Raw genomic sequence first — 16,660 nt, 5'->3', positions numbered from 1 at the left:
TAAAATTAAAGAAAAAGATGAGTCAGAAGATTCGTATTAAGTTGAAATCTTACGATCACCAGTTGGTAGATAAGTCAGCAGAAAAGATCGTTAAAGCAGTTAAGGCAACAGGTGCCTTGGTTAGTGGTCCTATTCCATTGCCAACACATAAGCGTATTTATACAGTTAATCGCTCTACCTTCGTTAATAAGAAGTCTCGTGAGCAATTTCAGTTATCAAGTTTTAAGCGTTTAATCGATATTTATAGCTCTACAGCTAAAACTGTTGATGCTTTAATGAAACTGGAGTTACCTTCAGGAGTTGAAGTTGAGATAAAGGTATAGGATAGTACTTTAAATAAAGAAAATTTTTATTATATTAAATATTAAATTGAAATGCCAGGATTATTAGGAAAGAAAATCGGAATGACATCCGTTTTCAGTGCCGACGGTAAGAATGTACCGTGCACTGTTATCGAAGCTGGTCCTTGTGTTGTAACCCAGGTTAAAACTGTAGAAAAAGATGGTTACAAGGCTGTTCAGTTAGGTTTCGGCGAGGCAAAAGAGAAGAGAACTTCTAAGCCTTTGCAGGGACATTTTAAGAAAGCCGGCACAACACCAAAGAAGCACTTGGCCGAGTTCAAGTTTGACGAGGAGTATAACCTCGGTGACACCATTACTGTTGAATTATTTAACGACACAAAGTATGTAGATGTTGTTGGTACTTCTAAGGGTAAGGGGTTCCAAGGCGTTGTTAAACGTCATGGTTTCGGTGGTGTAGGTCAGTCTACTCACGGTCAGGACGACCGTGCACGTAAGCCGGGATCTATTGGTGCTTGTTCTTATCCAGCTAAAGTTTTTAAGGGTATGCGCATGGGAGGCCAAATGGGTGGCGATCGTGTTACAACTCAAAATTTACAAGTGTTAAAGGTTATTCCAGAACACAATATACTTCTTGTAAAAGGGAGTGTTGCTGGATGCAATGGTTCAACCGTAATAATTGAAAAATAATGGATATTAACGTATTAGATATCAAAGGTCAGGAGACCGGCCGTAAGGTAACTCTTAACGAGAATATCTTCGGTATTGAACCAAATAATCATGTTCTTTATCTTGCTGTTAAGCAATATTTAGCAGCTCAGCGACAAGGCACTGCTAAGTCGAAGGAAAGAAGTGAACATGCTGGTTCTACTCGTAAACTTGGGCGTCAGAAGGGTGGCGGCGGAGCTCGTCGTGGTGATATAAACTCACCAGTACTTGTTGGTGGAGGTCGTGTGTTTGGACCTAAACCACGTGACTATAGCTTCAAGTTGAATAAGAAAGTAAAAGTTCTTGCCCGTAAATCGGCCTTGTCTTATAAGGCACAGGAGAATGCTGTTGTTGTTGTAGAAGATTTCAAGCTAGATACTCCAAAGACAAAAGATTTTGTAAATATTACTAAAAATCTTAAAGTTGATGGCAAGAAAGTACTTTTAGTTTTGCCAGAAGCAGAAAAAAATGTATATTTGTCAGCTCGCAATTTGAAGAAGTCTGAAGTAATGATAGCAGCACAGCTTAATTCGTATAAAGTACTTAATGCAGATGTGCTTGTTATTACGGAGAATTCTTTAAAAGTGATAGACGGAATCTTAACCAAGTAAAATTAGGAGACAGCAGCAATTATGGGATTTATTATTAAACCAATGGTCACCGAGAAGATGACTAAGATTACAGACAAGTCTTCTGAAAGTAAGAAGTTTAGTACTCGTAGCGAAAAAATCGGAAAGGCTCATAACGCAGAGAAGGAAGTTCGTAGTTATGTTGTTAAGACAAAAGCTAAGCCTGAAGGCGTAAAAAAAGAGAAGGTTGTGTATACTTATGAAAAGGAAGCACATGCTAAGTACGGTTTTATTTGTAAGCCTGAGGCTAATAAGCTTGAGATTAAGAAGGAAATTGAAAGTCTGTATAACGTTAAGGTAATTGACGTAAATACAGTGCGTTATGCTGGTAAGCGACAGGCGCGCTATACAAAGGCAGGTCTTGTAAAAGGACAGAAGAACGCATATAAGAAGGCGATCGTCACTTTGAAGTCTGGCGATACTATTGATTTTTACAGCAATATTTAAATAAAAAATGGCAGTACGTAAATTAAAACCGGTAACTCCGGGTCAAAGACACAAGATTATTGGCACGTTCGAGGATATTACTGCATCCGTGCCAGAGAAGTCTCTCGTTTACGGTAAACGTTCTACTGGTGGTAGAAATAACACTGGAAAGATGACAGTTCGCTACATAGGCGGTGGTCATAAAAAGAAGTATCGTTTTATTGATTTTAAGCGAGAGAAGGATGGTGTTCCAGCTGTAGTTAAGACAATCGAGTATGATCCTAACAGATCTGCTCGAATTGCGCTGTTATACTATGCTGATGGTGAAAAACGTTACATTATTGCTCCTAACGGTTTGCAGGTTGGTGCTACTTTGATGTCAGGTGCTCAAGCAGCTCCTGAAGTAGGTAACTCTCTACCTCTTACTAATATTCCTGTTGGTACGGTAATTCATAACATAGAGTTACGTCCAGGTCAGGGTGCTTTATTAGTCCGTTCGGCAGGTAACTTTGCTCAACTTACTTCTCGTGAAGGTAATTATTGTGTTATCAAGCTACCTTCTGGCGAAACTCGTCAGATCTTATCTGCTTGTAAAGCTACTGTAGGAAGTGTAGGAAATTCTGATCATGCGTTGGAGCAGTCTGGTAAGGCTGGTCGCTCACGTTGGTTGGGTCGTCGTCCTCACAACCGTGGTGTTGTTATGAACCCTGTAGATCACCCAATGGGTGGTGGTGAAGGTCGTCAGTCTGGTGGTCATCCACGTTCTCGTAAGGGCTTGTATGCTAAGGGTCTCAAGACTCGTGCACCAAAGAAGCTTTCAAACAAGTACATTATTGAGAGAGCTAATAAGAAGTAAACTAAGTAATTAAGAGTAAGTTATGAGTCGTTCATTAAAAAAAGGTCCATACATTAACGTGTCTCTCGAGAAAAAGATTCTCGCTATGAATGAGAGTGGCAAGCAAAATGTAGTTAAGACTTGGGCTAGAGCATCAATGATTTCCCCTGATTTTGTGGGACATACTGTTGCTGTACACAACGGAAATAAATTTATCCCTGTTTATATTACTGAGAATATGGTAGGTCATAAGCTCGGCGAGTTTAGTCCTACACGCCGTTTTGGTGGTCATTCAGGTAATAAGCGTTAAGCAGGTCATATTATCCATTTAGAAAATAGAATAATATAAATAATGGGAGCAAGAAAACATATAAAGGCTGAAGCTCGTAAAGAAGCTTTAAAAAGCCAGTATTTTGCAAAGCTCAAGGACTGTCCTTCTTCTCCGCGTAAGATGCGCTATGTTGTTGACATGGTACGTGGAATGGAAGTTGATCGTGCCCTTGGTGTGCTAAGATTCTCAAAGAAGGCTGCTGCACAAAATGTAGAGAAATTACTACGTTCTGCAATTGCTAACTGGGAAAATAAAAATGACCGCAAAGCTGAAGACGGTGAACTTTATATCTCTAAGATCTTCGTAGATGGAGGTGTTACAATGAAGCGCATGCGTCCTGCACCACAGGGCCGTGGCTATAGAATTCGTAAACGTTCTAACCACGTCACACTTTTCGTTGATTCGAAGGCTGACGCTAATAATGATAAATAAATAGTATAATGGGACAGAAAGTTAATCCAATTAGCAATCGTTTGGGGATAATCCGCGGTTGGGAATCAAATTGGTTCGGTGGCAAAAATTTTGGAGAAAGCCTTGTAGAAGATCGTAAAATACGGGCTTATTTAAATAAGCGTCTTGAAAAGGCAAGTATTTCTCGTATTGCTATTGAACGTACCTTGAAGCTCGTTACCATTACTATTTGTACAGCTCGTCCAGGTATCGTTATTGGTAAAGGTGGTCAAGATGTAGATAAGTTAAAGGAAGAGTTGAAGAACCTTTTTAAGAAGGAAATTCAAATTAATATTTTTGAGGTCAAGAAGCCTGATCTAGACGCAAATATAGTTGGAAACAATATAGCTCGTCAGGTAGAAGGAAAGATCGCTTATCGTCGTGCAATCAAGATGGCTATTGCAAATGTGATGCGTGCCGGAGCCGAAGGTGTTAAGGTTCAAATAGCAGGTCGTCTTAATGGTGCTGAAATGGCACGTAAGGAGATGTTTAAGGAAGGTCGTACACCTTTACATACTCTCCGCGCAGACATCGATTACTGTGCTACAGAAGCTCTTACTAAAGTAGGGCTTTTGGGAATTAAGGTTTGGATTTGCCGAGGTGAAGTTTATAACAAGGTAGAGCTTACACCTAACTTTACACAAGATAAGACATCTGCTCGTTCTAATAAGGGGAACGGAAATGGTCGCTCTGGTAGAGGTAATCGCAGAAGAAACAATAATCGTTAAAAGTAAAAGCTATCATGTTACAGCCAAAAAGAGTAAAATATAGAAGACCTCAAGATGGACGTGGAAATAAAGGAAACGCTCACAGAGGTACACAATTGGCTTTCGGATCATTTGGTATCAAAACGCTTGAAGCTAAATGGATCGATAGTCGTCAGATAGAGGCAGCTCGTGTAGCGATAAATCGTTACATGAACCGTCAAGGTCAAGTCTGGATACGTATTTTCCCTGACAAACCTATTACTCGTAAGCCTGCTGATGTGCGTATGGGTAAAGGTAAGGGTGATCCTGCAGGATGGGTTGCACCTGTTACTCCAGGGCGTGTCCTCTTTGAAGTAGAAGGTGTAGGTTTTGATATAGCTAAAGAGGCTCTTCGTCTCGCAGCACAAAAACTACCTGTAAAGACAAAGTTTATTGTTAGACGTGATTTCGATAAAAACGCTTAAGAAAGATGAAGATTAAAGAAGTAAAAGAACTCGAAACCAGTGAGTTGGTTGAGAAGCTAAAGAATGCTGAGGTTGCTCTTGTTAAAATGAAGATTAATCATCAGGTTACTCCACTTGAGAATCCATCTCAAATTAAGGTTGCTCGTCGTGATATAGCACGTATGAAGACAGAACTCCGTCAAAGGGAACTTAATAAATAACAATGATCCAGATGGAAACAAGAAATTTAAGAAAAGTAAGACAGGGTGTGGTTATCAGTAACAAAATGGATAAGACCATAGTTGTTGCTGCTAAGTTTAAAGAAAAGCATCCTATATATGGTAAGTTTGTTCAAAAGACAAAGAAATACCATGCTCATGACGAGAAAAATGAGGCAAATGTCGGTGATACCGTAATGATTATGGAAACTCGTCCTCTTTCTAAAACAAAGAGATGGAGATTAGTTCAAATTATTGAAAAAGCTAAGTAATTATGATACAAGTAGAATCAAAACTTACAGTATGTGATAATAGCGGTGCTCGTGAAGCAAAGTGTATTCGTGTGCTAGGTGGTACTCGCCGTCGTTATGCAAGTGTTGGTGACGTTATCGTAGTTGCTGTACAAAACGTCATTCCATCAAGTGAATTGAAAAAAGGTGCAGTTTCAAAGGCTTTGATAGTACGCACTAAGAAGGAAATTCGTCGTGCTGATGGTTCATATATTCGTTTCGATGATAACGCATGTGTGTTATTAAATAATGCAGGTGAAATTCGTGGAAGTCGTATTTTCGGACCAGTTGCTCGTGAATTACGTGCAGTTAATATGAAAGTTGTTTCATTAGCACCTGAGGTTCTTTAATTTATAAATTGAAAAGAAAATGGCAAAATTTCATATAAAGAAAGACGATCAGGTAATTGTCCTAGCTGGTAGAGATAAAGGTAAAACAGGCAAGGTGCTTAAAGTTGTTACAGACAAAGAACGTGCTATTGTTGAGGGTGTTAATATTGTCTCAAAGAGCTCTAAGCCTTCTGCTGCTAATCCACAAGGAGGAATTGTTAAGCAGGAAGCTCCAATTCATATCTCCAATTTAAATCTTATAGATCCTAAGAGCGGTAAGGCTACACGTGTTAAGATCGAACGTGAAGGTAAAACAGTTAAGCGTATCGCAAAAAAATCTGGGGAGGAAATTAAATGATGAATACAGCTCAATTAAAGAAACAGTATAAGGAACAAATAGTTCCAGCACTTCAGAAGCAGTTTAACTATTCTTCTGTTATGCAAGTTCCTGTATTGAAGAAAATAGTTATTAATCAAGGTCTTGGCGATGCTACTCAGGATAAGAAAATTATAGAAGTAGCTATTAATGAGATAACTACGATAACTGGTCAGAAGGCTATTGCTACTTACTCGAAGAAAGATATTGCTAATTTCAAACTTCGTAAGAAGATGCCTATTGGTGTAATGGTAACTTTGCGTCGTGAACGTATGTACGAATTTTTAGAAAAGTTAGTACGTGTATCATTACCTCGTATTCGTGACTTCAAAGGTATTGAAAGCAAATTTGACGGTCGTGGAAATTATACTCTCGGTATAACTGAGCAGATTATTTTCCCAGAGATTAATATCGATCAGGTAGATCGTATCCAAGGATTGAACATTACTTTTGTAACTTCTGCTAAAACAGATGAAGAAGGTTTTGCTCTATTAAAAGGTTTCGGTCTTCCTTTTAAGAATGCTAAAAACGATTAATTGATATGGCAAAAGAATCAATGAAAGCGCGTGAGATAAAGCGTGCTAAACTAGTTGCTCGTTACGCAGAAAAGCGCAAGACCCTAAAAAAGATTGTTGCGACTTCTAACGACCCAGAGGAGGCATATGAGGCTGCACGTAAGTTGCAAGCTATTCCTAAGAATGCTAATCCAATACGTTTACATAATCGTTGTAAAATAACTGGTCGTCCAAAGGGGTATATTCGTCAGTTTGGTCTTTCTCGTATTCAGTTCCGTGAGATGGCTTCACAAGGCTTAATACCAGGAGTTAAGAAAGCAAGTTGGTAATTTAGATATATTTATTATGATTGGCGAAATGTAATGTTAACATTACTTTTGCTAATCATTTTGAAAAGTATTCTTTAATATTGTCGGGGTAGTCCCGATTAATTAAAATTTTATATATTATGACAGATCCAATAGCAGATTATCTGACTAGACTCAGAAATGCAATTATGGCACATCATCGTGTCGTTGAAGTTCCTGCGTCAAATTTAAAGAAATCTATTACAAAGATTCTCTTTGAAAAGGGTTACATCTTGAATTATAAGTTCATAGAAGATGGTCCTCAAGGCACTATCAAGGTGGCCTTAAAGTATGATCCTATAACAAAGAAGAACGCAATTAAAAATTTGAAGCGCGTTTCTACACCAGGTTTACGTAAGTATACTGGTTATAAGGATATGCCGAGAGTTATTAATGGACTAGGTATAGCTATAATATCTACGTCTAAGGGTGTAATGACTAATAAAGAAGCTGCTACCGAGAAGATTGGTGGTGAAGTTCTTTGTTATATTTATTAATTGGAGGTTTGTATTATGTCAAGAATAGGAAAATTACCAATTAGTATTCCTACAGGAGTTACAGTAACCTTTAATGATGGTGTAGTTGTAGTGAAAGGTCCTAAAGGGGAGCTATCACAGAAAGTAGATGCCTCTATTAAAGTATCTATAAGTGATAAAGAGGTTAGCTTTGAAGTAGATGAAAATAGCCCTGTTAACTACAAGCAGAAGCAAGCCTTTCATGGTTTGTATCGTTCTTTGGTAAACAATATGGTAATAGGTGTTAGTCAAGGTTATTCTAAAACGTTGGAGCTTGTAGGTGTTGGCTATCGTGTTTCTAACCAAGGTAACATAGTAGAATTTTCTTTGGGTTATACACATCCAATTTTCATTCAGCTTCCAGCTGAGATTAAGGTTGAAACAAAGAGTGAGCGTAACCAAAACCCTATTATTACCTTAGAAACAGCAGATAAGCAGTTGCTAGGTCTTGTTTGTGCAAAGATCCGTTCTTTCCGTATGCCTGAACCATATAAAGGTAAGGGTATATTATTCAAGGGTGAGGTTATTCGCAGAAAGTCTGGTAAGACTGCTGCAGCTAAGTAACTTTAATTATTCATTACGATTATGACAACAAAGAAAGAACAAAGAAGGCTTAAGATAAAGCTACGCATTCGAAAGAATGTAACAGGTAGCGCAGAGCGTCCACGCTTGAGTGTTTTTCGTAGTAACAAGCAAATTTATGCTCAGGTAATTAATGACCTGAATGGTACAACTCTTGCTTCTGCTTCGTCATTGGGCATGGAGAAATTAGCTAAAATAGAACAAGCTAAAAAAGTAGGTGAATTAGTAGCTGCACATGCTAAGGCTGCAGGTATTGAGAAAGTAGTTTTTGACCGTAACGGTTATCTATATCACGGACGTGTTCAGGCTTTAGCTGAAGCTGCACGTGAAGGAGGACTTAAATTCTAAACGATTATGGCATTTAATAAAGTAAAAGTAAATAGTGATGTTGAACTTAAGGATCGCTTGGTTGCTATTAACCGTGTAACTAAGGTTACCAAAGGTGGTCGTACTTTCACATTTGCAGCTATCGTCGTTGTAGGTGACGGTAATGGCGTTATAGGTTGGGGATTAGGTAAGGCAGGTGAAGTTACAGCTGCTATTCAGAAGGGAACAGATTCTGCTAAAAAGAATTTAGTGAAGGTTCCTGTTTTGAAAGGGACCGTTCCTCATGAGGTAGAAACTCGTTTTAGTGGTGCTCAGGTTTTATTGAAGCCAGCTGCAGCAGGTACTGGTTTGAAAGCTGGTGGTGCTATGCGTGCTGTATTGGAGAGCGCAGGTATTACTGACGTTATAGCCAAATCAAAAGGATCATCAAATCCTCACAATTTAGTTAAGGCAACTATTGCAGCTCTTTCAGAGATGCGTGATGCTTATACAGTTGCGGGTGAGCGAGGTGTTAGTATGGATAAAGTATTTAACGGTTAAATAAAGGAGATTTTTAATAATGGCAACAATTAAGGTAAAGCAAATTAAGAGTCGAATAGGTGCTCCTAAAGATCAAAAAGCCACATTGCTAGCTTTAGGTCTCCGCAAGATTTCACAAGTTATAGAAATAGAAGATACACCAAGTGCACGTGGAATGATTGCAAAGGTTCATCATTTGGTATCAGTAGTTGATTAATTATTTTTTAACGATTAAATTAGTATGAAATTAAATAATTTAACACCAGCAGCAGGCTCTACACACACACGTCGGCGTCTTGGACGTGGTACAGGTTCTGGATTAGGAGGCACTTCTACTCGTGGTCATAAAGGAGCTAAAGCTCGTTCTGGTTATAAGAGAAAGATAGGCTTTGAAGGTGGTCAGATGCCATTACAGCGTCGTGTTCCAAAAGGTGGTTTTAAAAATATTAACCATAAGGAATATGTACCTGTAAATCTTTCTACTCTTCAGAGTTTAGCAGAAAAGTCTAATTTGACAAAGATTAGTTTAGTAGACCTTAAAGCTGCAGGCTTAGTTCGTAACAAAGATCTCGTAAAGATACTTGGTACAGGTGAGTTAAAGGCTAAACTAGAAGTTGAAGCTAATGCGTTCTCTAAAACTGCTGAAGAGGCTATCAAGGCAGTAGGTGGTAATACAACTATAATCTAAGTAGATGAAGAAGTTTATTGAGACACTGAAGAACTGTTGGAAGGTGGAAGATTTGCGTCAGCGTCTTCTTATCACCATTTTGTTCGCAGCAATTTACCGTTTTGGATCATTTGTGGTTCTTCCTGGTATTAATCCAGCATTATTGCAAAAATTACAGTCGCAGACTGCAGGTGGCTTAATGTCGCTTTTGGACATGTTCTCAGGTGGTGCATTTTCCCATGCGTCTATATTCGCATTAGGAATAATGCCTTATATCTCAGCTTCTATCGTTATGCAGCTTCTTGCCGTTGCTGTTCCTTATTTTCAAAAGTTACAGCGTGAGGGCGAAAGTGGAACAAAGAAAATAAATTGGTATACACGTGCCTTGACAGTATTTATTTTACTGTTTCAGGCACCGATGTATCTAACTAACCTGAGAGCACAAGCAGCAGGAGCAGTTGCTTCTGGTATTTCTTGGACGGCATTCGCAATACCAGCTACTATTATTTTAGCAGCTGGTTCAATGTTTATTCTTTGGTTAGGTGAGCGTATTACAGATAAAGGTGTGGGCAATGGTGTCTCTTTAATCATTATGTTGGGTATCATAGCACGTCTACCGCAAGCGTTTTTTCAAGAACTAACAAGCCGCTTTGAGGCTATAACAGGTGGTGGATTCGTTATGTTTATTGTAGAGATAATTGTTCTATATCTTGTAGTATGTGCTGCGATTCTTTTAGTCCAAGGAACAAGACAAGTTCCTGTGCAATACGCAAAGAAGGTTGTAGGAAATAAGCAATATGGTGGTGCGCGTCAGTATATACCTTTAAAATTGTTTGCTGCAAATGTAATGCCTATCATCTTTGCTCAAGCATTGATGTTTATTCCTTTAGCAGTAGTACAATATTCGACTGATAGTTCTAGTTCTGTACTTCAGGCGATGATGAACACTAAGAGCCTGCCATATAATATTGTTTATGTTATTCTGATTATTGCATTTACTTATTTTTATACAGCAATTACATTAAATCCAACCCAAATGGCAGAGGACATGAAACGTAATAATGGTTTTATACCAGGAGTTCGTCCAGGCAAGGAAACTGCAGATTATATAGAGACTATAATGTCTCGTATTACTTTCCCAGGATCCTTATTTATAGCCTTTATTGCTGTTATGCCAGCTTTTGCAGGGTTACTTAATGTTCAGGATGCTTTTGGACAATTTTTTGGCGGAACATCATTATTGATTCTTGTTGGAGTTGTTATTGATACTTTACAGCAGATAGAATCTCATTTGATGATGCGTCATTATGATGGTCTATTAAATTCTGGTCATACACGTAATGGTGTATCAGCCTATTAAATTCTTTGTCTTAAAAATAGATTCTAAAAAGATATAATATAAATATTAAATTAGTGCTAGTCATTTATTTGTCTGTATGAGTTAAATTTATTATATGTCAAATTAGAAAAGAAAAAAAGAGTTATTATTATATATGGCAAAGCAAACTGCAATAGAACAGGATGGTATAATCCTAGAAGCACTTTCCAACGCAATGTTTCGTGTAGAGTTAGAGAATGGTGTAGAAATCATTGCTCATATCTCTGGAAAGATGAGAATGCATTACATTAAGATTTTACCCGGTGATAAGATTAAGGTAGAAATGAGTCCTTATGATTTAACAAAGGGTAGAATTGTTTTCAGATACAAATAAATATCAAAGATATGAAGACAAGAGCATCATTAAAAAAGCGTACAGCCGACTGCAAGATAGTTCGTCGTAAAGGTCGCTTGTTCGTTATTAACAAGAAAAACCCTAAGTTTAAGATGCGTCAGGGTTAAGTTAAAAATATGTAAAGGTATGTTATTGTGCTAAATAATACTTACCTTTGCATGATTTTTATCGTAAATAGACATTTAAATTAATTAATTATTTAACAATGGCAATAAGAATTGTTGGAGTAGATTTGCCCCAAAATAAGCGTGGCGAAATCGCATTGACCTACATTTATGGTATAGGTCGAAGTAGTTCAGCAAAGATATTGGATAAAGCTGGTATCAGCCGAGACCTTAAAGTAAGTGAGTGGTCTGATGAACAAGCAGCTAAGATCCGTGAGATTATCGGTGCTGAATTCAAAGTAGAAGGTGATCTTCGTTCAGAGATCCAAATGAATATAAAGCGCCTAATGGATATTGGTTGCTATCGTGGTGTTAGGCATCGTAACGGTCTTCCTGTTCGCGGTCAGAGTACAAAAAATAATGCTCGTACTCGTAAGGGTAAAAAGAAGACTGTTGCTAACAAGAAGAAGGCTACTAAGTAATTTTAAGGAGGAAATTAATTATGGCAAAAAAAACAGCAACATCTAAGAAAAGAAGTGTAAGAGTAGATGCTATGGGACAGCTTCATGTGCATAGCTCTTTTAATAATATTATAGTATCTTTGGCAAATAATGAAGGTCAGATTATTTCTTGGTCTTCTGCAGGCAAGATGGGATTCCGTGGTTCTAAGAAGAATACTCCTTATGCAGCTCAAATGGCAGCAGAGGATTGTGCAAAAGCAGCTTTTGACTTAGGTTTACGTAAGGTTAAAGCGTTTGTTAAAGGTCCAGGTAATGGTCGTGAGAGTGCAATCCGAGCAGTAAATGCTGCGGGTATTATAGTTACAGAAATAGTAGATGTAACCCCTTTACCACATAATGGTTGTCGTCCACCAAAGCGTCGTCGTGTATAATAACATCTTATAAAAGTTTAAAGAAAAAAATATGGCAAGATATATAGGTCCAAAATCTAGAATAGCACGCCGTTTTGGTGAGCCAATTTTCGGCGCAGATAAGGTATTGTCTAAGAGAAATTTTCCTCCTGGGCAACATGGTAATAACCGTCGTCGTAAGGTTTCAGAATACGGTGCTCAGCTAGCAGAAAAGCAAAAAGCAAAATATACTTATGGCGTTTTAGAACGTCAGTTCCGCAATTTATTTGAGAAGGCTGCTAAATCTGATGGTATTACTGGTGAAGTTCTTCTTCAGAGTTTAGAATCACGTCTTGATAATGTTGTTTTCCGTCTTGGTATAGCTCCTACAAGAGCAGCTGCACGTCAGCTGGTAGGGCATAAGCATATTACAGTTAATGGTAGTGTTGTGAATATTGCTTCTTACTGTGTTAAGGCTGGTGATGTCGTTGGTGTACGTGAGAAAGCTAAATCCCTTGAGGTTATTGAAACAGCTTTAGCAGGATTTAACCATAGTAAGTATCCTTGGCTGGAGTGGGATGAAAATGCAAAGGCTGGTAAGTTTCTTCACAGACCAGACCGTGCAGATATTCCAGAGAATATTAAAGAGCAGTTGATCGTTGAGTTGTACTCTAAATAATTAAAAATCATTCAATTAATGGCGATATTAGCATTTCAAAAACCTGACAAAGTTGTGATGCTGGAGGCAAATGAGACTTTCGGAAAATTCGAATTTCGTCCTTTAGAGCCTGGCTTTGGTGTTACTATAGGTAACGCTTTACGTCGCATCCTCCTTTCATCTCTAGAAGGTTTTGCAATAAATACCATTCGTATAGCTGGTGTTGAGCATGAATTTTCTTCTGTACCAGGTGTAAAGGAAGATGTTACCAACATCATATTGAATCTAAAACAGGTTAGATTCAGGCAAGTAGTAGAAGAATTCGAGAATGAGAAAGTTAGTATAACTGTAGAGAATTCCACGGAGTTTAAAGCAGGTGATATCAGCAATTATCTGACTGGATTTGAAGTGTTAAACCCTGATTTGGTGATTTGTCATTTAGACTCAAAGGCATCTATGCAAATTGATCTTACCATCAATAAAGGGCGAGGTTATGTTCCTGCAGATGAAAATCGTGAGTTTTGCACAGATGTTAATGTACTCCCAATCGATTCAATATACACTCCTATACGTAATGTAAAATACTCTGTAGAACCGTATCGTGTAGAACAGAAGACGGATTATGATAAACTGATCATTGAAGTTACTACGGATGGTTCCATTCCTCCAAAAGAAGCTTTAAAGGAAGCTGCTAAAACTCTTATACATCACTTTATGTTGTTTTCAGATGAGAAGATTACGTTAGAATCTCCTGATCAAGAGAATAATCAAGAATTTGATGAAGAAGTTTTGCATATGCGTCAGTTATTGAAGACAAAGCTTACAGATGCAACATTGAATTTAAGTGTTCGTGCGCTTAATTGTTTAAAAGCAGCTGATGTTGAAACACTAGGCGATTTGGTTCAATATAATAAGACAGATCTTTTAAAGTTCCGTAATTTTGGTAAGAAATCGCTTTCAGAGCTTGATGATTTGCTCGAAGGTCTGAATCTATCGTTTGGAACTGATATTACAAAATATAAATTGGATAAAGAATAAGATACTTCCTTTAATTTTTCGATTATATTTATTATAAAAGTAAAATAGAAGTCAGTTCTTATAGTTTGTTCATAATGAGAATTAAAAATGAGACATAATAAAAAATTTAATCATTTAGGTCGTACTGCTCCTCATCGTGCAGCATTGTTATCAAATCTTGCAATTGCATTGATCGAGCACAAAAGAATCACTACGACTTTAGCAAAAGCTAAGGCTCTAAAGAAATTTGTAGAGCCATTAATAACACGTTCTAAAGAAGATACAACTAATTCGCGTCGTGTAGTCTTCCGCTATTTACAGAATAAGGAAGCAGTGACAGAATTATTTAAGAATATTTCTGTAAAGGTAGGTGATCGCCCTGGTGGTTATACTCGTGTTATTAAGTTGGGAACTCGTCAAGGAGATGCTGCAGAAATGGCTTTTATAGAGCTTGTTGATTTTGATGAGAATATGGCTAAAACTCTTAAAACAGAAGTTAAGAAGACTCGTCGTAGTCGTCGTTCTACAAAAAAAGTTGAGTCAGAAACTTCTGATAATGCAGTAGCATCAGAAGAGACAAAAGCAGAATAATATTTAAAAGTTCATTTATAAAACATGTTATAAGAGGGTATGTCAAATAGGCATATCCTCTTTTTGTAGAGTTTTGACTTTTTCTGGTCAGTCCTAAAACCCTGTTGCGAGTCTTCTTTTATCAAGCACATGATTTCATAAATATTTATTATTTTTGCCTCCATGAATACTACCGAACGACTATTGTGTTGTATCTTTCCAGAAGTACTTGTATATTATTTTATCAGATAGTAGTAGAAGAATATCAATATAAAATTAAAGCAAGGTCAAGAAAAGTTGGGAATCTGAACACCAAGTAAGTTTTTTCTTAAATTTGTAAACGTAGTTGAATCCACCATAGAGTATAAATAATACATTTATATAGGCGATATGGAATAAAATTAGCTTATTTGTGAAAGGCAATTAAAAGATTTCCTTGAATATTATTATATTTCTATTATTAAAAACAATTAGTGAATACAATATAACTTATATATTAAATGAATAAACGAATTTCTATCATAGTTGTTTCCTTGTTTTTATCTGTGGGCTTATACGCACAGAGGCATTTTGTGCTGTGGGATAAAGTAAATGATGTTCCTGTAAGCAGGGCAAGTGTCTATACAACTTATAAAGGGAAAGTGAAAAGCACATTCAGTGACCAACAGGGTAGCGTGAACTTGGATTTTACCTTTGATAGTCTTACAGTTTCACATGTTAACTATCAGAAAATATGCGTAAAAATGTTACCTGATACGCTGTTTTTGGAACAGACTATACGAATGCTTTCGGAGATTGTGGTGAATTATGTTGGAGAGCCAGCTTGGATTAAACCTATGCTGAAGAATTTTATCAAGACTAAAGCAGAAAAATATAGAAATAATGTAGTGCAAAATTATGACTATAAGACACAAAGTGTCGGTAATACAGAGTTGTACCGTTTTGTGAGTAAAGGATTAGTTAGAAAGAACGAATTCTTTGAAATTGATCCCGTAGAGAATATTATCACCTTTAAAGATCATAATGCTGGGTGTGATTTTGGCAATCTTAAAAATATGCTTTATCATGATTTTGTTTCTGATATGGACGAGAAATTCGTAAAGGAACATACATTTTATGTAGATGAGCAGACGGAAGGATTGGGGGCTAATGTAGTGAGAATCCTATTCAAGTCAAAAAAAGAATGGAAGGACTCGGGCTATTTATGTATAGATACGATAAGGAATGTCATACTCAGGGCTAAACGATCTACAGGGTTAGAGTATAATATTAAGAATCAAACAAATGCCTTTGTGCGTTCTACGATTAATGTATTCTATGGACATAAGTATAAAGACTGGCAGATAGACGTGGAGGTGGAATATCAGCAATCAGGAGATTCTTTTTATCTAAGTGGTTGCCAATATGCCAATTATATACAGGAAAAATTTGATAGCAAGAAAAGGAGGGGAGAGTATATTTACAATGTTATATCCACTTATAAAGCACAGCCTTATCAGGAAGGATCTGCAGGCGATAAGAGAACTTATCTTATATTACCCAAGCCTTTTGCAATGAAGATTATAATGAGTAAAAAGGAAACGAAGCAAGAGGAAATGCTGCAAAATATAAAGAAGGAATATCAAATTTATTGAAAAGCTATAATCTGACAATTTCAGTGAATTTGTTTAAAATTACAGCTGGAAAAGGTGTCATCTTGTTTTTGCTAAAATGATGGTAAAAGGGAATTAGCATGTTCTTGTTTTTTATTTTTCCTATAGGAGCAAAATAATATTCTGCGGCGTAATGGACATTTGGAGCTTTTTCAGCCTACCAAATGTCCATTACGCCACCATTTACCAAATTCCATTAAGAACTGCTCCTTTCCGATGGTAAACATCATCCTTGCCAATGCCAGCAACTCTATGCTTGCAGGCAAATGAGGGTTATTTGTCAGAAGCCTTCTGATGATTTGCAATTGATGAAACTGGCACATTTGTACCGGGCAGAAGGTTATAGCCTGTAAAAGCCCTGTGTGTCCATCACAGACTATCGCCACTATCTTTGTTCCTCCATCTTTTATATAGTCGTCCCTTAAAAACTATATTTCAGCATAAAGTTTGTACTGACAAGCTTTATGCTGATTCTTTTTATAAGGTACAAAAGAGCTCTCATAGCTCTTTTGAAGTTATATGCTGCCGCAACTAATAATACATTGATAGCATCTCCTTTCACA

Annotated in this window: 30 protein-coding genes and 2 pseudogenes; 30 read left to right on the top strand and 2 right to left on the bottom strand. The window is 37.2% G+C overall.

The annotated features are described in order from the left end of the window. Positions 1 to 17: 17 nt before the first annotated feature. From rpsJ to AC1DCD_RS01005, 30 genes are all read left to right on the top strand, one after another. Positions 18 to 323: a 30S ribosomal protein S10 gene (gene rpsJ / locus AC1DCD_RS01150; RefSeq protein WP_008448278.1), complete on the top strand. Its 306-nt coding sequence runs from the start codon at positions 18 to 20 to the stop codon at positions 321 to 323. Positions 324 to 374: 51 nt separating this feature from the next. After that, on the top strand, positions 375 to 989 hold the full coding sequence (gene rplC, locus AC1DCD_RS01145; protein ID WP_008448336.1) for a 50S ribosomal protein L3: 615 nt from the start codon (positions 375 to 377) through the stop codon (positions 987 to 989). Continuing rightward, entirely contained in the window at positions 989 to 1,618 is a 630-nt protein-coding gene (rplD, locus tag AC1DCD_RS01140; protein ID WP_008448323.1) for a 50S ribosomal protein L4, read from the top strand. Before rplC ends, rplD begins: the two co-directional genes overlap by 1 nt. Before the next feature lie 21 nt (positions 1,619 to 1,639). Next, positions 1,640 to 2,083 carry a 50S ribosomal protein L23 gene (gene rplW / locus AC1DCD_RS01135; protein WP_008448287.1) on the top strand — a complete coding sequence of 148 codons (444 nt, stop codon included), beginning with the start codon at positions 1,640 to 1,642 and terminating at the stop codon, positions 2,081 to 2,083. 7 nt (positions 2,084 to 2,090) lie between these two features. Continuing rightward, positions 2,091 to 2,918 (top strand): 50S ribosomal protein L2, encoded by an 828-nt coding sequence (gene rplB, locus AC1DCD_RS01130; RefSeq protein WP_019035878.1) that lies wholly within the window; start codon positions 2,091 to 2,093, stop codon positions 2,916 to 2,918. A 22-nt stretch (positions 2,919 to 2,940) separates the two neighbouring features. Next, positions 2,941 to 3,207, top strand: a complete 267-nt coding sequence (gene rpsS / locus AC1DCD_RS01125; protein ID WP_004335814.1) for a 30S ribosomal protein S19 — start codon at positions 2,941 to 2,943, stop codon at positions 3,205 to 3,207. A 42-nt stretch (positions 3,208 to 3,249) separates the two neighbouring features. Further along, a complete protein-coding gene (rplV, locus tag AC1DCD_RS01120; RefSeq protein ID WP_008448267.1) occupies positions 3,250 to 3,660 on the top strand; it encodes a 50S ribosomal protein L22 in 411 nt (136 codons plus the stop codon). 8 nt (positions 3,661 to 3,668) lie between these two features. Beyond that, positions 3,669 to 4,406, top strand: a complete 738-nt coding sequence (gene rpsC / locus AC1DCD_RS01115) for a 30S ribosomal protein S3 (protein ID WP_008448273.1) — start codon at positions 3,669 to 3,671, stop codon at positions 4,404 to 4,406. A 14-nt stretch (positions 4,407 to 4,420) separates the two neighbouring features. After that, positions 4,421 to 4,849 (top strand): 50S ribosomal protein L16, encoded by a 429-nt coding sequence (gene rplP, locus AC1DCD_RS01110; protein ID WP_008448314.1) that lies wholly within the window; start codon positions 4,421 to 4,423, stop codon positions 4,847 to 4,849. Positions 4,850 to 4,854: 5 nt separating this feature from the next. Continuing rightward, positions 4,855 to 5,049 carry a 50S ribosomal protein L29 gene (gene rpmC / locus AC1DCD_RS01105; RefSeq protein WP_008448280.1) on the top strand — a complete coding sequence of 65 codons (195 nt, stop codon included), beginning with the start codon at positions 4,855 to 4,857 and terminating at the stop codon, positions 5,047 to 5,049. Between the two features lie 2 nt (positions 5,050 to 5,051). Further along, a complete protein-coding gene (gene rpsQ, locus AC1DCD_RS01100) occupies positions 5,052 to 5,318 on the top strand; it encodes a 30S ribosomal protein S17 (protein WP_464639392.1) in 267 nt (88 codons plus the stop codon). A gap of 2 nt (positions 5,319 to 5,320) precedes the next feature. Continuing rightward, entirely contained in the window at positions 5,321 to 5,686 is a 366-nt protein-coding gene (rplN, locus tag AC1DCD_RS01095) for a 50S ribosomal protein L14 (RefSeq protein WP_004335794.1), read from the top strand. A 19-nt stretch (positions 5,687 to 5,705) separates the two neighbouring features. Continuing rightward, on the top strand, positions 5,706 to 6,023 hold the full coding sequence (gene rplX, locus AC1DCD_RS01090; RefSeq protein WP_008448305.1) for a 50S ribosomal protein L24: 318 nt from the start codon (positions 5,706 to 5,708) through the stop codon (positions 6,021 to 6,023). After that, the gene (gene rplE / locus AC1DCD_RS01085) at positions 6,023 to 6,577 is read left to right on the top strand and encodes a 50S ribosomal protein L5 (RefSeq protein ID WP_019035880.1); all 555 of its coding nucleotides are present in this window, start codon (positions 6,023 to 6,025) and stop codon (positions 6,575 to 6,577) included. Before rplX ends, rplE begins: the two co-directional genes overlap by 1 nt. A gap of 5 nt (positions 6,578 to 6,582) precedes the next feature. After that, on the top strand, positions 6,583 to 6,885 hold the full coding sequence (gene rpsN / locus AC1DCD_RS01080; protein ID WP_008448326.1) for a 30S ribosomal protein S14: 303 nt from the start codon (positions 6,583 to 6,585) through the stop codon (positions 6,883 to 6,885). Between the two features lie 119 nt (positions 6,886 to 7,004). Beyond that, complete coding sequence (gene rpsH / locus AC1DCD_RS01075) at positions 7,005 to 7,400, top strand: 30S ribosomal protein S8 (protein ID WP_019035881.1); 396 nt, start codon at positions 7,005 to 7,007, stop codon at positions 7,398 to 7,400. Positions 7,401 to 7,415: 15 nt separating this feature from the next. Next, complete coding sequence (gene rplF, locus AC1DCD_RS01070) at positions 7,416 to 7,982, top strand: 50S ribosomal protein L6 (RefSeq protein ID WP_036856402.1); 567 nt, start codon at positions 7,416 to 7,418, stop codon at positions 7,980 to 7,982. A gap of 21 nt (positions 7,983 to 8,003) precedes the next feature. Continuing rightward, the gene (rplR, locus tag AC1DCD_RS01065; RefSeq protein WP_008448265.1) at positions 8,004 to 8,348 is read left to right on the top strand and encodes a 50S ribosomal protein L18; all 345 of its coding nucleotides are present in this window, start codon (positions 8,004 to 8,006) and stop codon (positions 8,346 to 8,348) included. 6 nt (positions 8,349 to 8,354) lie between these two features. After that, complete coding sequence (gene rpsE / locus AC1DCD_RS01060; RefSeq protein ID WP_008448282.1) at positions 8,355 to 8,867, top strand: 30S ribosomal protein S5; 513 nt, start codon at positions 8,355 to 8,357, stop codon at positions 8,865 to 8,867. Between the two features lie 19 nt (positions 8,868 to 8,886). Next, complete coding sequence (gene rpmD / locus AC1DCD_RS01055; protein WP_008448268.1) at positions 8,887 to 9,063, top strand: 50S ribosomal protein L30; 177 nt, start codon at positions 8,887 to 8,889, stop codon at positions 9,061 to 9,063. 24 nt (positions 9,064 to 9,087) lie between these two features. Beyond that, a complete protein-coding gene (rplO, locus tag AC1DCD_RS01050) occupies positions 9,088 to 9,534 on the top strand; it encodes a 50S ribosomal protein L15 (protein ID WP_008448332.1) in 447 nt (148 codons plus the stop codon). Positions 9,535 to 9,538: 4 nt separating this feature from the next. Then, the gene (gene secY, locus AC1DCD_RS01045) at positions 9,539 to 10,873 is read left to right on the top strand and encodes a preprotein translocase subunit SecY (protein ID WP_008448317.1); all 1,335 of its coding nucleotides are present in this window, start codon (positions 9,539 to 9,541) and stop codon (positions 10,871 to 10,873) included. Between the two features lie 133 nt (positions 10,874 to 11,006). Next, positions 11,007 to 11,225 (top strand): translation initiation factor IF-1, encoded by a 219-nt coding sequence (gene infA / locus AC1DCD_RS01040; protein ID WP_008448263.1) that lies wholly within the window; start codon positions 11,007 to 11,009, stop codon positions 11,223 to 11,225. Between the two features lie 11 nt (positions 11,226 to 11,236). Further along, on the top strand, positions 11,237 to 11,353 hold the full coding sequence (gene rpmJ, locus AC1DCD_RS01035) for a 50S ribosomal protein L36 (RefSeq protein ID WP_004352823.1): 117 nt from the start codon (positions 11,237 to 11,239) through the stop codon (positions 11,351 to 11,353). 98 nt (positions 11,354 to 11,451) lie between these two features. Continuing rightward, positions 11,452 to 11,832, top strand: coding sequence for a 30S ribosomal protein S13 (gene rpsM / locus AC1DCD_RS01030; protein WP_008448269.1), 381 nt, complete (start codon positions 11,452 to 11,454; stop codon positions 11,830 to 11,832). Positions 11,833 to 11,852: 20 nt separating this feature from the next. Continuing rightward, entirely contained in the window at positions 11,853 to 12,242 is a 390-nt protein-coding gene (rpsK, locus tag AC1DCD_RS01025) for a 30S ribosomal protein S11 (RefSeq protein ID WP_008448330.1), read from the top strand. A 31-nt stretch (positions 12,243 to 12,273) separates the two neighbouring features. Next, the gene (gene rpsD / locus AC1DCD_RS01020; protein WP_353585523.1) at positions 12,274 to 12,879 is read left to right on the top strand and encodes a 30S ribosomal protein S4; all 606 of its coding nucleotides are present in this window, start codon (positions 12,274 to 12,276) and stop codon (positions 12,877 to 12,879) included. 18 nt (positions 12,880 to 12,897) lie between these two features. Next, positions 12,898 to 13,896, top strand: a complete 999-nt coding sequence (locus AC1DCD_RS01015) for a DNA-directed RNA polymerase subunit alpha (RefSeq protein ID WP_008448321.1) — start codon at positions 12,898 to 12,900, stop codon at positions 13,894 to 13,896. 87 nt (positions 13,897 to 13,983) lie between these two features. Continuing rightward, entirely contained in the window at positions 13,984 to 14,466 is a 483-nt protein-coding gene (rplQ, locus tag AC1DCD_RS01010) for a 50S ribosomal protein L17 (protein WP_036856408.1), read from the top strand. A 479-nt stretch (positions 14,467 to 14,945) separates the two neighbouring features. Continuing rightward, on the top strand, positions 14,946 to 16,079 hold the full coding sequence (locus tag AC1DCD_RS01005) for a hypothetical protein (RefSeq protein ID WP_464639385.1): 1,134 nt from the start codon (positions 14,946 to 14,948) through the stop codon (positions 16,077 to 16,079). Between the two features lie 197 nt (positions 16,080 to 16,276). Here the strand turns inward: AC1DCD_RS01005 and AC1DCD_RS01000 are convergent. Beyond that, positions 16,277 to 16,510, bottom strand: a pseudogene (locus AC1DCD_RS01000) (IS256 family transposase, variant Zn-binding type); the annotation flags it as partial. Between the two features lie 8 nt (positions 16,511 to 16,518). Next, positions 16,519 to 16,660, bottom strand: a pseudogene (locus AC1DCD_RS00995) (IS5/IS1182 family transposase); the annotation flags it as partial.

The organism is Prevotella sp. C0209C1, assembly GCF_056583855.1.
Note: the sequence above shows the minus strand (reverse complement) of the source record. Positions and strands in the feature narration are given on the sequence as shown.